This is a genomic window from Sphingobacterium sp. BS-2 (assembly GCF_046161205.1).
GTDB lineage: Bacteria > Bacteroidota > Bacteroidia > Sphingobacteriales > Sphingobacteriaceae > Sphingobacterium > Sphingobacterium mizutaii.
This window is the reverse complement of the sequence record NZ_JBIXGO010000009.1, coordinates 133,454-148,229: the sequence shown is the minus strand read 5'-3', so window position 1 is coordinate 148,229 and position 14,776 is coordinate 133,454. Positions and strand designations below refer to the sequence as shown.

Below are 14,776 nucleotides of genomic sequence, written 5' to 3'. Positions count from 1 at the left end.
CTTCGCTCAGGGTACAGCTCACCCACCGAGGATGGGAGGATTGACCAAGTTTATGGAAAAGATCCAGGATAGGGTTCGACCCCCCTTCGGCTTTGCTCAGGGTACAGCTCACCCAACAAGGATGGGAGGATGGACCAAGATTATGGTCAATTTGTCGCTGGAAAGACCCCAATACTGTAGGGGCGTATCGCATACGCCCGCAGCATACAAACCTAAATTATTATCTTCCTCTGATTAAAGAGATTCATAGATTTTCAAATTCCTGGTCGAACAATTTATACAAACCAATCCCATCGCACAGGATATCGACATTCTTTCCATTTTTTCTCCAATGGAAATGAGCCAGAGGCTAAAGGGCTTCCGCAGGAAGCTTTGATGTCTGTAGAAAACCCACAGCGTGGGTGAAATCTTTGTAGAAAACCGAATCGCCCAACGTATAACCCCCAGAAGGGGTGAAATATTTTTCTGCAAATATCCTTTAAGTTGCATAAACCAATAAAAAATAGTTTGCTCATCTTACGATTTCGATGACAACGATTTCTTAAAAAAATATAAAAAATAGATTCTTCGCTGTGCTCTGAATCCCTCTCTGAGACACTTCCAATTCTGAACGAATAGTGAAGAATCTGTACGTAAATGTCCCACAACTTGCTGTCATCGTCCATCGAAGATGGATGACCTGTTCGCCAATTCAATCATTGTTTGAATACTTCCGAGACCATTCGTTCCTCATGGTGACACTGAAAAACGAAACCTCTTATTGAGACATTGCCCCATAGACACAAAAAACTATACTTACTGACTTTGTTATTAAGGATTTAAGTTCGGATGGGGATCTAGGCGATTTCTTGGGTCTGCCTATAACCTCATTCGAGGCATATTCCGAAAATTCCCAAACTGGATAGAATATTTCTCGAATATGCCTCGAATGAGTCTCGAATAAGACTCGAATTAGGATAAGAAAATGACCTTAATCTTCTAGGTTCATGATCTCTTCAGCCAAGGCTTCCCAATCTTGTTGTAGGCCTTCTAATTTGGCTTTTTCAGAGTTGTAATTTCTGGTATGCTCCTGTAATTTTACAGCATCAGAATAGATTTCCTCTTTAGCGAGTTCGGTTTCCAATTGCTTAACCAAAGATTCTTGGCTTTCAATCTTTTCTTCTAAAGTTGATAATTCCTTATTTTTCTTCTGGATGATCCTTTTGGTATCTTCAGAAGGAGCAGCTTTTTCTTTTTTCGGTTCTTCCTTTGGTTTCTTTTCCTGTTTTGCTTCAGGTTTGATTACACGTTTGGAGTTCCACTCTTCATATTCCTGATAGGTGCCTGGGTATTCCTTGATTTCTTTGTCTTCGATAAACCAAATCTTGTTAGCCACATGCTCTAGGAAATAACGGTCGTGGGAAACCACGATCAAGGTACCCTCATATTGTTGCATGGCTTGGATCAAGATGTTCACTGAAGCCATGTCCAAGTGGTTGGTGGGCTCATCGAGTACAAGGAAGTTAGCATCTGCAGTCAAGGCTTTTGCTAAGGCCACCCTTGATTTTTCACCTCCGGAAAGGACTTTGATCTTTTTGAACACATCATCCCCAGTGAAAAGGAAACTACCTAAAATGGAACGCAGTTCGGTTTCTGTATGTTTTGGCGCAAAAGCTACCAATTCCTGTAAAATGGAGTTTTCTAAGTGCAAAGCCTCTAATTGATGCTGGGCAAAGAAGGTCTGGGAAACATTATGTCCCTTAGTACTTTTGCCTTCAAATTCAGAGTCCGCATCTGCGACGATCCGCAGTAGGGTAGATTTACCCTTACCATTGGCACCGATCAGGGCAATTTTATCACCTTTTTCAATCAGGCCATTCGTATTTTCCAAGATTTCGACGTTGGGGTATGATTTGGAAATGTTTTCCATGGTTACCACATGTCTACCCGATGGTTTGGAGAACTTAAAGCTGAAGTTCACTTCAGGGTTGTCATCATCCACCTCATCTACCTTTTCCATTCGGTCAAGGGCTTTGATACGAGATTGTACCATTTTAGCCTTACTTGCTTTCGAACGGAACCTTTCGATCAACCTTTCCTCTTGTTTGATCTTGGCCTGTTGGTTTTTATATTGGTTGCCTTGGATTTCTTCACGCAATGATTTTTCTTCCAGATAGAAGCTGTAGTTTCCAGCATAAAGGGTCAATTTTCCCTTTCTGGATTCCACAGTTTTATTGATGATCCTATCCAAGAAATAGCGGTCATGGGAAACAATCACAATGGCGCCTTCAAAACTTTGTAGGTAGGTTTCCAACCATTTGATGGAGGGTAAGTCCAAGTGGTTGGTAGGCTCATCCAGCAATAAGATGTCAGGAGCTTGCAGGAGGATCCTGGCCAGCATCACACGCATCCGCCAACCTCCAGAGAAGGTCGCCAAAGGTCTTTTTTGTTCCTCTTCCGAGAAACCTAAACCTGCTAGGATTTCATGAGCACGAAATTCGATACTGTAACCATCCAATGCCTCAAATTCAGTCTGTTTATCGCTCAGTTTATTCAGGATTTCATCCGAATAATCCGTTTCTAATTTCTTGAGCAGGTTTTCTATTTCGGTATGCAGCTGATTTTGTCTCTCAAAAGCTTCCATTGCAACATGGAGGATGCTTTTTTCCGAGTGATAGGATAGGAGGTCCTGGTTTAAATAACCTAATTTTAGGTCTTTGGCCATGGATATGGTCCCGCTGGTAGGTGCGTATTCCCCTACGATAAGTTTCAATAAAGTGGACTTTCCGGTACCGTTAGCACCGATCAGACCAGCTTTATCGCCTGGTTTAATATGCCAGTTTGCCTCATCGTACAATGCCCTAGAGCCAATTTCAAATGTTAAGTTATTTATAGATATCATTTCGGGTGCAAAAGTAATGAATATTTCTGCATCTTTGGCTACCTTTGCACTCATGTATAAGCTAGTTAAACCATTTTTCTTCTCGATGAACCCTGAACAAGCGCATCATAATGTGACTTCAGGCTTGAAATTTTTTAATAAAGTATGGGGTTCAAAAGCATTGTTGAAATCCTTGTATTGTGTAGAAGATCCGAGGTTAGAAACCAAGGTCTTTGGCTTAACCTTTAAGAATCCTGTAGGATTGGCTGCAGGTTTCGATAAGAATGCAGAATACATCGAGGATATGGCTAGACTAGGATTTGGCTTTATTGAAATCGGTACCGTTACTCCAAAGCCGCAGCCGGGAAATGATAAACCTAGGATGTTCAGGTTGGTGGATGATCATGCCTTGATCAACCGTATGGGATTCAATAATAAAGGCGCTGATGTAGCGGCTGGAAAATTGAAATTCCTGAAGGAAAGAAATGGCGTTTTGATCGGCGGAAATATTGGTAAAAATAAGGTTACACCAAACGAAGAAGCTGTAAATGACTATATCTATTGCTTCAAATCTTTGTTTGACTATGTTGATTATTTTGTAGTGAACGTAAGTTCACCGAACACACCGGGCTTACGTGATCTTCAGGAAAAAGGGCCGCTTATGCATATCCTGAATACATTGCAGCAATTGAACTTGGAAAAGGCCAACCCAAAGCCTATCCTTTTAAAGATTGCGCCTGATTTGACTTTCACCCAATTGGATGATATCGTAGAGATCGTAATGGAAACCAAGATCGCTGGAGTGATCGCAACAAATACCACCATCGCGAGAGAAGGGTTGCAGAGTCACCGCATGTTGGTGCAAGAACCAGGAGGCGTCAGTGGAAAACCATTGACCCGTCGTTCTACCGAGGTGATCAAATATCTAGCTGATAAATCCAATAAAGCTTTCCCGATTATTGGGGTAGGAGGAATCCATTCTGCAGAGGATGCTATTGAGAAATTGAATGCCGGAGCGAGTTTGGTTCAGGTATATACCGGTTTTATCTATGAAGGACCTTCTTTGGTGGCGGATATCTGTAAAGGGATCTTGAAAGAGAGAAGTAAGAATTCTTAATGGAGATAGGCTTCCCCTCGACTCCCCTTCGACTCCCCTTCGGCTCCGCTCAGGGTTCCGCTCGGGGTACGGCTCAGGGTACCGGATAGTCCAATATTATGGTCAATTTGTCGCTGGAAAGGCCCCGATACTGTAGGGGCGAATCGCATTCGCCCGCTTTATGCAGGATTCATTTTTTGATTTCCCTAAAATTTCATATTACTTACAGGTCCACAATCGAAGATTGTGGATGACAATGCTCAAAATAATAAACTGTACAGATTCTTCATTCCATTCAGAATTCAAAACTTGCTATAGGGGGCTCTGAGTACAACGAAGAAATCCTTGTTATCCCAATTAAATTCTGAACGAAAAGTGAAGAATCTGTACGGGTCGCTTTTAAAATACCCTGTCATCCTAAATCGAAGATTTAGGAACTTTACGCCAATTCAATTATGGTTTGTAAGGCTCCGAGAACCTTCGGGAAACCCTCAGGTTGACACTAGAAAAGGAGTTTTTATTTAGATATACTGCCCTAGAAGGGCAGAATTATTTTAGAATTGGTATTGAACTATAAAGGGTTAATGCAAAAACGATGTTCGATTAATCGAACATCGTTTTTGCGCGACCTCCAGGCTAACGTGCCATGCTAGCTAAAATAATGGAACCCCAAAAGGGGTTATTCGGTTTACAATCTGATTTTCTACAAGGTGTCACCCCACTGGGGGTTTGCTAAAAACACAAACATCCATCCTTCCGAAGGAAGCACTTTAGCCCCCGGCTCATTTCCAGTGGCGGAAAAATGGATAGAATGCCGTCGACTTGTGCGATGGGATTGGCCTTGGAATGCTTTCAGAAGATCATCCCAATAAAAGGGATGATCTTCTGAAAGATATTCCCGACAACAAGGCATTCTATTCATGTGCGAGGGATTGTGCGAAAAGCCACCTTAAATGGGCCGAAGCCGTTACGGATTCGAGTTGTTTTTGGTATCCGTGAGCTCCTTCGTCGGTTTGGTACTTTTGGGCTTCAAAAGTAACAATGAATCTAAATTTTGTTTTTGTGCCTTCCACTTTGCTGTCATCACCTACCAATAAATTTAGCTCAAATTTTTCCTTCTTAGGTTGACACTGGAAAAGGAATTTTTTGAGAAATACTACCCTAGAAGGGTAGAAATAAATAGAGCCGGTTTTTTCAAACCGGCTCTATACAATATTTACAACCTCAATATTATTGAGTTACTTTTTTCAAGATATAATGGTCTTTCAATGGGCCATCGATAGGTTTACCATCTTGATCTAGGGAGAACAATTGGTTCTCGCCAACTTTTAGTTTCATGTTCACTTCTTTACCTACCAAATGAACGGAACTACCGTTATCATGCCACATAAATTTACCGGTATCTTCGATTTTGGTATCTCTTTCTTGGTATTCACCTTCGTATGTAAAGGTTTCATCAGAGTTTAAGGTAACTGTTGTTTTGATTCCAGGACAATCAGCACATGGGAATACACCGGAATAGGTTCCTGCCCAGTCAAGTGAATTTTGGGAGGTGTGGGTGGTATCAACGGCATTGGTATCTGAGATTACCGTCTCGCTTGAATCTTTAGATTCCAATTGTTTGTTTGCATTGGAGGTACAAGCACCGAAGGTCAATATTGCTGCGGTTCCAGCAAGTATGCATAGTTGTTTCATATAGTATAAATTTTATATTCAAAAATACCCAAAAACTGCGCCAAAAGCTATCCTTTTGCGGATTTTTGTAATAAAAAATTTCTTTATAAAAAACTTCAGCTATAAACCCTTAGAGTCTATAGCTGAAAATTAATTATTAACAAAATACTAATATTGATCGATAAAATATTTTAATAAATCAGTGGTAGTTACTATCCCAACTAGATCTTCGCCGTCCACGACTGGAATAGAATGGAAAGAAACTTGAGAAAGGGTTTCAGTCACTTCCTTTATGGTGGCTTCTGGATCTACCGTCAAAGGTGATTTAGCCATTAACTGAGGAATGCTATACATATCATACACGATCGTTTCGATATCGTCCTCTTCGTTTACATCGGCATAGCTTATTTTCAATAAATCAGAATAACTGACTACACCTACTAATTTCTTGCCTTCTACAATAGGTAAGTGGCGGATATTATGTTTCTTGAATAATTTCTCAGCCTCATATAAGCTATCCTTTGGAGTTAAGGTAATCAACTCGCTTGTCATAATCTGCGATACTGGAACTCTTTGTTTCATGATATTTGATTTTAATGGTTTTCCTTAATGTTATACCCAAATATCAGTTTCGTATCGCATTTAAAACAGGAGATTAATTACCTTAATAAATGATCATGAGCGCGCTAATTCTGTACTTTTTTTCGTATCTTAATAGTTGGCTCTTTTTTCAGGGAAATGACTACCATGTAATGTTTCTGTAGGCAGCATCCCAGAAATTAAATTCCAACCTACTTGCTGCAATAAATGCCTCTAACATTGCTTTACGACCCTTTTCGGTGCTGTTCTCAGCCATATCATTACTATATTGAAGGGCTTTTTTCACCCCTTCGGCAAACTCTTCGCCACTATAGGTTTCTATCCAATTCTTATAAGGATTATTTTCCGTGTTTTGATTTTGATAGATATGGTCACCAACTTCTTTGTAGATCCAAAAGCACGGCAGGATTGCGGCTGTGGCTACTTCAATCGGATCATAGGCCACGGTACTCTTTAAGAAATGTATATAATGGTGGCATACCGGTTCAATCGTGATTTCTTGATTAGGTTCAAGGTTGAATTGCTTGAAATAGGCTTCATGTAAAGCTCTTTCCACGATCAGGGCATTCTTGCCAAATTCAAAGAAGTCCAAGGCCATTTCATTATCTGCTGCCTTGGAACCGAGTGCGGCTAAGGCCCGACCATAATGCTCGAGGTATTTGGCATCTTGAAGCATGTAGAATTGGAACTTTTCTAAAGGAAGGGTTCCGTTTTTCAATTCTTCAATAAAAGGCATTTTCAATATTTCTTGATAGATGGGTTGGATAGCTTCCCAAGCTTGATCAGTCCAGTTCATATTTAATAAGTCTTTGCGGGTTAAAAAAGTGATTCAATGGTCCATTCCCTTTTCCAATCACTAAGTCTTTGCTGCCTTTAATGGCACTGTTGATGTACATCAGTGCATTTTCCGTGGATTGTTCCAAATGATAGCCACGGGCGAGGAAAGAGGCGATTGCCGAAGAAAGGGAGCAACCAGAACCATGTGTGTTTTTGGTTTGGACGCGTCTTGATTCGAAGTATTGCGCTGCTTGATTTTTCTGGATCAATATGCTGGTGAGTATATCGCTTTGAAGATGACCACCTTTTAATAAGGCCGCATTACAGCCAAGACTTAGGATCTCATCGGCGACTTCCTCCATAGCATGAACAGTGCTGATTTCTCGACCGACCAATACGGATACTTCATCTAAATTGGGGGTGATAATTTGGGCTAGGGGAAACAAAAGTTCCTTAATGGCCGCAATAGTTTCTTCTTGGATCAGGCGATGCCCGCTGGTGGAAACCATGACAGGATCAAAGACGATACTGCCTTTATAATACTTTAGGAAATCGGAAATCGTTTCCACTAATTTGCTGTTATGTACCATTCCGATTTTGATACTATCCGGATAGATATCTTCAAAGAGGCAATCCAATTGCTCTTTTACAGCCTCCACAGGGATATCGAAGATGTTTTTGACGCCTTGGGTGTTTTGCACCGGCAAAGCCGTCAAGACATTCATGGCATAGCAACCTAGGGATGATATCGTTTTGGTATCGGCTTGGATGCCTGCTCCGCCACTTCCATCAAATCCGGCAATACTGAGAACGGTGGGTACTTTATATTTCTTGTTTTCTTTCATTTTAATAATCCTTTCAAATCTTCTGCTGCTTTTCTAGGGTCTGTACTGCTACAAATTGCAGACACGACTGCAACAGAATCTGCTCCGGCTTCAAATGCCTGTCTGGCATTGCTTGGGTTCATTCCACCAATGGCGATCAGTGGTTTGTCGGTCAAGCCTTTTATTTCCTTGATTCCTTCAAATCCCCAAGTGGTTACCGTATTGGTCTTCGTAGCTGTTTTGAAAATAGGGCTCAGACCTAAATGATGGGTTGCATTCATTTGAGGGCTTTCCAGTTGGTTCTTGTATTCCAAAGACCAACCGATTTTCAGTTGATTCCCATATTTTTCGACAATGGCTAAAGGTTGTGTGTCAGAGAGCCCGACATGGACTCCCCATGCTTGGATTTCAACTGCAATGTCTTGAGCATCATTGATGATCAATGGAACTTGATAGTGATCTGTAATTTTCTTCAATGCCCTGGCCTTTTTTAGGTAAGCTGCATGGGAGAGGTTCTTTTCACGTAATTGAATGATATCCACACCGCCTAATATGGCTTCTTCAGCTACTTGTAGCCAATCCATGTTAACACAATCTTTTTCTGAAATCACCAAATAGAGGGGGTAGGGGAAATCAGGATGGATTGGCATATCTTTTTATTTTTAGATTACCCAAGATCTGTTCTTTAGCGAGATTGAATAGGATATCATAAAAATTAAGTTGTAGACTTCCTGGCCCTTTCGAGATTTTGGCGGCCAATTCGCCGGCAAGACTTGTGATAGCCACCCCGGCTACAGCTTCTTGGTAGGGGTGCTTCGCTAAGCCAATAAATGCCCCAGTAATGGCAGAAGCTGTACAGCCCATTCCAGTCACTTTGGTCATTACAGAGGTTCCGTTTTTGATTTCAGTGATCTCATTCTCGGAAATAACATAATCTGTAGCACCAGAGATGCAAATGATGGAGCCAGTTTCCTTTTGCAGTAATTTCCCTGCTTCTAGGGCATAGCTGCTTGAATGGGTGCTGTCCACACCTTTAACACTTTTACGGTTGAAGTTTTGGAGCGCGATGATTTCAGAGGCATTGCCACGAATGACAGTTGGTTTTAATAACATAAGGGCCTGTAGGGTTTCATTTCGTAGTGAAGAGATACCTGCGCCTACGGGATCCAGTACCCAAGGTTTGCCTAGCTTATTGGCTAGTTGAGCTGCCAAGATCATATTGTCTGCCCAAGGCTTGCTGAGCGTACCGATGTTGATGACCAAGGAATTGCAGAAACTCAGGACTTCCTCCAGTTCCTCTTCTGCATGGACCATGATAGGGGATGCACCAAGTGCCAATAGCGCGTTTGCGGTATTGTTCATGACCACAAAATTTGTAATGTTTTGAACTAGTGGAGATTTTTCTCGGACTTGAGTCAATAAATGATAAATGTCGTTTTCCATTATTTGAAAAATTAAAAACAATAACGGCTAAAGGGAAGGGAAAAGGCAATTAGGTTTGCCAAGCAATTATGCTTTTCCCTACGACGGTTTTAACCGTATCAGGTTCAAAGGGTCTATCTCAATTCTTATCAGAATACCCCTAAAGCCAATCAAATATAGCCCAAACAATCTGCAAAGACAAATTCTTGGGCTATAGCTTTTTTATTCGTTCAAAAGTATCTTTATTCTTAAGATGGTATCGCGATCTTTCTGTTTTTCACTCTCACTGAGTACCTCCCAAGGGATAAGGGAAGGGTGGAGTTTCTGCCCATCATTTCGGACTTCCCCATAATCCCAACCATTAATATAACGGTGCGCCATCCAGCGGTTATGCTCGATAATGGCTAAGGTTTCCACTTCATCATCACTAAAATTTAGTTGATCTGGATTGCTTGCTGGCCAATCCTTATGGGTCAATAAAAACTTATAGGGGATATGGTCAGCTTGTGCGCGACTGGCATCTTTTGCATCTTCACTCAAAGTAAGCCAATCAGAGGTATATTTAGCACTTTCGGAACTAGCCCCTGAAAGCAGTTTTCGGTAATCATCATGGATGGCTTGTGCCAGTTTATCCTGCTTATTCCCGGTAATGAATTCTAGGTTACAGATGTCTTCCATCTGTCCAAAGAATTTAATCCTATCGCTTTCTTCCGAATATCGGATTAATTTCCGCAGTCCTTTGCCTTCAGCATTGAGCACGTAAATTGGAAAATTACTGTTCTGGGTTTTGTCCAATAGCTCAAGCGCTGTGTTGAGGTTGGTCTGATCTTGATCAAATGCAGTAATAAACAAGGTTTCATCGCCTTTTTCCAACAGGTCTTCCCTTGCTACCAATTCATTGTAGGTGCCTTGAAAATTGTGGAATTCAATAGGGAATATCTTATTGGCTTTAGGATATTGCTCCTTGAAGTAATTCCTGTCTTTTTCAGCTTGCTCGGAATAAACAGCTATTTTAAGATCGTTTTCAACAGAAATATGGAAAATCCGCATGGCTTGGATTAACATTGCTTTTGCAAAATCCCCATAACCTAAAAATACTATTTTATTGATGTCGGAAAGTTTCTTTCCAGATCGCTGCAGATCTATTGGGAATTGCGAGAAAAACTGTCTAGCCAACATCTTGTGGATATTGAAGAACCGAAGTTGGATTTGGTTGTTATCTAAGTGGATTCCAGTGTTTTTGACTAAGTCAATTAACCGGGGACTACTGATATGTAGGAAACAGAGTAAATTGTTCTGACATTTTGATTTGTCGTAGATATCTTGGACGGACTCAATGATTTCAATTACGGTCTGTTCGTTTTCCAGGAACACGATCAAGCTAGAGGCACGTATGATACCGGCTTCCAATAAGGTGCTTTCTTCTTCAGCATTCCCGATAATAACGAGATGGCCTTGTTTTTTAACAGAATTGATGTCGGCATGTTCCGTCTCCTTTTCAATGGCAATTCCTTTTTGCTGATAATCATCCTTTAAGCTTTGGAAAAGTTGTCTACCTTTTTTAGAGATACCTATCGAGATAACATGGTTCTGTTTGAAAGACGCTTTTAGAAGATTGAACTGTTCAGAGAATACCTTTTGAATGATTTTATAAGCTCCGAAGAGAAGGATGCCGATGGCACATATCTTAGCTAGGATCAATTCCCAGGGCACATTTTCAGCTTCCAAGCCAGAGCCAGAAGGATCACCACCAAAGACGATTTTGATGATGCGGTAAATCCGATCTGGAAGGTAGCGTAAGGAGTTGCTTTCAGGAAAGAACTTGGATAAGCCTATCCATGATAAGATAATTAAAAAGCATACAAATGCTATTCCCAACAGACCTTTTTGTCTTCTTGTTAAATTCATTCCTTATTTGCTTAAGTTTTGTTTTGCTTCATTCAAGAGCTTTTCAACCTCGGATTTCAGTTCTTTGTTTTTGATCTTGATCAATTGTTTTTGAGTAATATCTACCATGCGTTGACCAATTAATTGCGTTTCAGGTTTGCTGCTGAAATAATTGGCAACCATTGCCCTTGCCAATGGATGGTAGTCATAGGTCACTGCCAACAGTTGAAGGTTTGCTTCATTTTGGATAGGGTAATTTTTCTTCAAGATATCGGTAATCTTGACGTTGGAGCTAGGGGAGACCGATCGAATAAATGGATCTTCGAAATACCAAGTATCATAAGTGCCGGTCGTATCAATATAGTTCAAGATTGCCCCGGTTTCATTATCATATTTTTTGCCGTAAAATTTTTCCAAATCTCTAGCCAATTGGTCTTTAGACATGCTGACCTGACCTGGTACTTCCCAGATATTGATCGCTACCCCATTCATAAGGGATTCAATGGTCATCAATCTTTTATCACCGGGGATCACATTGATCTGATCAAATCGCTCATTGATAAAAGGCATGGTCAGGATATTGCCGGTCTTTGCATCAACCACCTTAGCAGCATAGCGCATACCTTCACCATCGTCCTGTACAAAGATCTGTTTGTCATCATCGGAGAAGTGGAAATATTGGGTGTTTTTGCTGATGCGAATGGTTTGACCAAATGATTTTTTGTCTTCCAAATCCCATAAACGCATGTGGGTAGCATCTTCAGAAAGTGCCAATGTATTTCCTTGGTTGTTGAAGACCATAAACGGAGTTGCGATGGTTTTCATTTCCAATATGGGTTTATAGGTTTTGGTTTCCAAAACCTGTGCATCTCCCGTAGAGCTAACCTTGATAAAGTAAGCTGAATTGGGACTGAATGCGCCACTGCTTAAAGATTCCTTGCCTTCTATATGGACTTTTTTGGAAGCAATATCTACTAATTTCCAGCCATCAGGATTTACAAGGATCACGGATTTGTAATCTGGACTAACAGTAAATCCAGCGATATCTTGATCTTGAGAATAATTGATGTTTTGTTTTCCGGTTTCAATATCCCATGAGGCAAAGCTGTTCTTGCCTGTCCTTGCAAGGACTTGGGTTTCATCTTTGTTGAAAATATACAGTTTTGCTTGGGAATCAAAAGGCTGACCAACTGGTTTTCCAGTTGTTGCATCAAAGAAGTAGGTTTTACCACTTTTGCCTTTAACAAGGATCCTTTTGGTTTTATGGAGAACTAGATGGACCGTAACTTCCTCCGGAATCTGGATAAAGTTCTTAGTTTTCTCGCCGGTTTTAAGATCCATTCTTTCGACTGTCTTTCCTGCTCTATACCTTAAAAAGGCAGAATCATCGGTAATACCTGGCTCTATATGGGCAAGGTCCTTGGTTTCGTAGAACTGAGCTACCCTTAGTGGATCTCCTTTTTTGTTTTCGATGAATGTTTGGGAATTACCGCTTACCAAAGACTGGGTCCAATCTGGGGAGTTAGTTTCAGCGTTTGAAGCATCTTGTTCCATGATCTTCATCATATTGCTGAAAAAGAAGATGTTTTCTGGTAATTTGTTGCTATTGACAATGGATCCGTTCGACGTATTGATCTGGTTGATCTGCGAATCATTTCCTTGGTATAGATTGCCATTATCTGTAAAGCCTGTAAACCTCACTAACATGGCTGAAGGGGCGGACCATTGGACGCCATTGGATTTGTTGAAGTAATTCGTTCCATCAGCATTATGGAAGGCGATTTGGTTACCATCTTTACTGAAGGTTGGGGTTTTAATTCCAGATTTGAAATGTTTTTTAAAGACGGGTTTCGGATCAATAGCAGCTAGATCATAGATGCTTACCTCTGAATCCTCAGGGAAAAGACGCTCTACGAACAAAGTTTTGGAGCTAGGGTCAATGTAGGCCGAAGAGGGTGCAATTTGCTCTGTTGCGGAGATGACCTGTTCTTGTTTTGTTTCAGTATTGAAGAGAACTACCTCTCGTGATCTTTTATTGAATACAATATATCTAGCGTCTGGAGAAACTGCAATGATGGCAATAAAGGAGCTATCCGGGTTTAAACGAAGATCCTCTTTTTGGTCAATTTCAATATCATACCTGACGATATTACTGTTCGTCGTGGTGACATAAGCCCTGTTCTTTCCATCGAACAATGGGTATCGGGTCTGTATTGCGGCAATATCATCCCTTTGTTTAATGAGTTTTCTATCCACTGCATCCCAAACTTGAAGCACATTCATGTTGTTTCCGGCACTGGCGAATCCGACCAACCATTTACCATCGGGGGAGAAGCGCGTTACGCCATAATTGACATTGGGCATCCTGGTAAGATCATCCTGGACCGACAACATGGAATGGGCAAAAAGTTCCGCACTCTCATCACCTCTGCGGGTTGCTTCGGCAATATAAGCGGCACCATCACCATATTCGCTTTCTGTCAATTTATTGATTCCAGAAGCATATAGGGATTTTGCAAGATTGCGTAGGGCAGAGTTTCTTTGGTTCCAAGCAAAGATACCGGCAATGATAGCTATGACGCCTAATGCCCCGATTGCTGTAGCAATGCGCTTGATGTTTTTGTTCTTCTGTTTGATTTTTTCCAATTGATAGGCTTGATCCCTTTTGGTCAATTCGCCCAGTGGAACACCTAAGATTCCTGATATTATTTTCAGTAAAGCGAGGTCCAACCTTTTCTTGTATTCCTCGACTTGATTTTTGATAAGATGGTTCGCGACTCCCTGTTCGTGCAAATACCGACGATAGCCTTCTGCTGTAGTGAAACCCTCATCTTGCGTATGTGGGATACGGACATCAGCAGCCAGCACTTCCTCTGGTTGATTTTTGATTACCTGTCCATTTTGATCGATGTTATAGCGTAGTTCATCTGGAAAACATTGGGCATCGGTATGGGTATCGCCGTATTCTGGTTCTCCCTTAAGAATCAATGCCATGATCTGCTTGGATTTGCCTGTCTGTTTGAAATATTTGATTTCATCGCGCACATAGGTTGATCTAGCGGACCGAGGCGAACTTAAATAGATCAGGAATTCAGAACGGTCGAGCGCTGATGTAAGCGAACTGCTTAAGCTAGAACTGGCTGAAAGTTCCTTTTCATCTTGAAAGACGGGGTAAATCTGTCTGGGTATTTCCTGACCTGCAGCATTCTTTTTGCCAATCAGGTCTTCAGGGATTTCATAGGTTTCTAAAGCATGGTGTAGCCAATCTGCCCATTTCCTACCTTCACCTTGATTATCACTATGACTATAACTTATAAAAGCTTTATATTTCTTGCTTAGGTCCTTCTCTTGATTTTCCATTTAATAGCTATTTGGTAGTATCTTGATTTTCAGATGACAAAAACCAATCCCTTTTCAAGAGTTTTTAAAAATTTTGAATAAAAACTGCCTTAGGACTTAATTTAATTATTGAACTATCTAATTTTTTTACCCTTTTGCTAATTATTAAGCCTTAGTTGTAGATTTTAATGAACAGCGGAAAGGCTGATGATTACTGTAAAATATTTGTGGAATAATCATGGAGTACTGTTAAACTTTTATACCTTTAAAAACCTTTTTTAAAACATACGATTATAA

Annotated in this window: 12 protein-coding genes and 1 riboswitch; of the genes, 3 read left to right on the top strand and 9 right to left on the bottom strand. The window is 40.8% G+C overall.

Going from position 1 to position 14,776, the window contains the following annotated elements; all coding sequences use genetic code 11:
* Positions 1-238: hypothetical protein (locus ACK2WI_RS03105; protein ID WP_409149749.1), on the top strand; the 238-nt coding region annotated here is incomplete at its 5' end.
* Between the two features lie 732 nt (positions 239-970).
* On the opposite strand, the gene ACK2WI_RS03100 is transcribed toward ACK2WI_RS03105, so the two are convergent.
* Complete coding sequence (locus ACK2WI_RS03100; protein WP_093097831.1) at positions 971-2,881, bottom strand: ABC-F family ATP-binding cassette domain-containing protein; 1,911 nt, start codon at positions 2,879-2,881, stop codon at positions 971-973.
* A gap of 52 nt (positions 2,882-2,933) precedes the next feature.
* Between ACK2WI_RS03100 and ACK2WI_RS03095 the strand changes: the two genes are divergently transcribed.
* Together ACK2WI_RS03095 and ACK2WI_RS03090 are read left to right on the top strand one after the other, a co-directional pair.
* Positions 2,934-3,977, top strand: a complete 1,044-nt coding sequence (locus ACK2WI_RS03095) for a quinone-dependent dihydroorotate dehydrogenase (protein ID WP_093097653.1) — start codon at positions 2,934-2,936, stop codon at positions 3,975-3,977.
* An 825-nt stretch (positions 3,978-4,802) separates the two neighbouring features.
* Entirely contained in the window at positions 4,803-4,955 is a 153-nt protein-coding gene (locus ACK2WI_RS03090) for a hypothetical protein (protein ID WP_409149748.1), read from the top strand.
* Between the two features lie 231 nt (positions 4,956-5,186).
* On the opposite strand, the gene ACK2WI_RS03085 is transcribed toward ACK2WI_RS03090, so the two are convergent.
* The 8 genes from ACK2WI_RS03085 to ACK2WI_RS03050 form a co-directional block, all read right to left on the bottom strand.
* A complete protein-coding gene (locus ACK2WI_RS03085; RefSeq protein ID WP_409149747.1) occupies positions 5,187-5,651 on the bottom strand; it encodes a copper resistance protein NlpE in 465 nt (154 codons plus the stop codon).
* A 147-nt stretch (positions 5,652-5,798) separates the two neighbouring features.
* Positions 5,799-6,212, bottom strand: a complete 414-nt coding sequence (locus ACK2WI_RS03080) for a CBS domain-containing protein (RefSeq protein ID WP_409149746.1) — start codon at positions 6,210-6,212, stop codon at positions 5,799-5,801.
* Between the two features lie 160 nt (positions 6,213-6,372).
* A complete protein-coding gene (gene tenA / locus ACK2WI_RS03075; RefSeq protein ID WP_409149745.1) occupies positions 6,373-7,026 on the bottom strand; it encodes a thiaminase II in 654 nt (217 codons plus the stop codon).
* Positions 7,013-7,852, bottom strand: a complete 840-nt coding sequence (thiD, locus tag ACK2WI_RS03070; RefSeq protein ID WP_409149744.1) for a bifunctional hydroxymethylpyrimidine kinase/phosphomethylpyrimidine kinase — start codon at positions 7,850-7,852, stop codon at positions 7,013-7,015. Before thiD ends, tenA begins: the two co-directional genes overlap by 14 nt.
* Entirely contained in the window at positions 7,849-8,481 is a 633-nt protein-coding gene (gene thiE, locus ACK2WI_RS03065; protein WP_409149743.1) for a thiamine phosphate synthase, read from the bottom strand. Before thiE ends, thiD begins: the two co-directional genes overlap by 4 nt.
* Entirely contained in the window at positions 8,465-9,274 is an 810-nt protein-coding gene (gene thiM, locus ACK2WI_RS03060) for a hydroxyethylthiazole kinase (protein ID WP_409149742.1), read from the bottom strand. Before thiM ends, thiE begins: the two co-directional genes overlap by 17 nt.
* A gap of 58 nt (positions 9,275-9,332) precedes the next feature.
* A riboswitch (TPP riboswitch) is annotated at positions 9,333-9,425 on the bottom strand.
* 50 nt (positions 9,426-9,475) lie between these two features.
* Positions 9,476-11,161, bottom strand: a complete 1,686-nt coding sequence (locus ACK2WI_RS03055) for an NAD-binding protein (RefSeq protein WP_409149741.1) — start codon at positions 11,159-11,161, stop codon at positions 9,476-9,478.
* 3 nt (positions 11,162-11,164) lie between these two features.
* Entirely contained in the window at positions 11,165-14,500 is a 3,336-nt protein-coding gene (locus ACK2WI_RS03050; RefSeq protein ID WP_409149740.1) for a TIR domain-containing protein, read from the bottom strand.
* Positions 14,501-14,776: the final 276 nt, after the last annotated feature.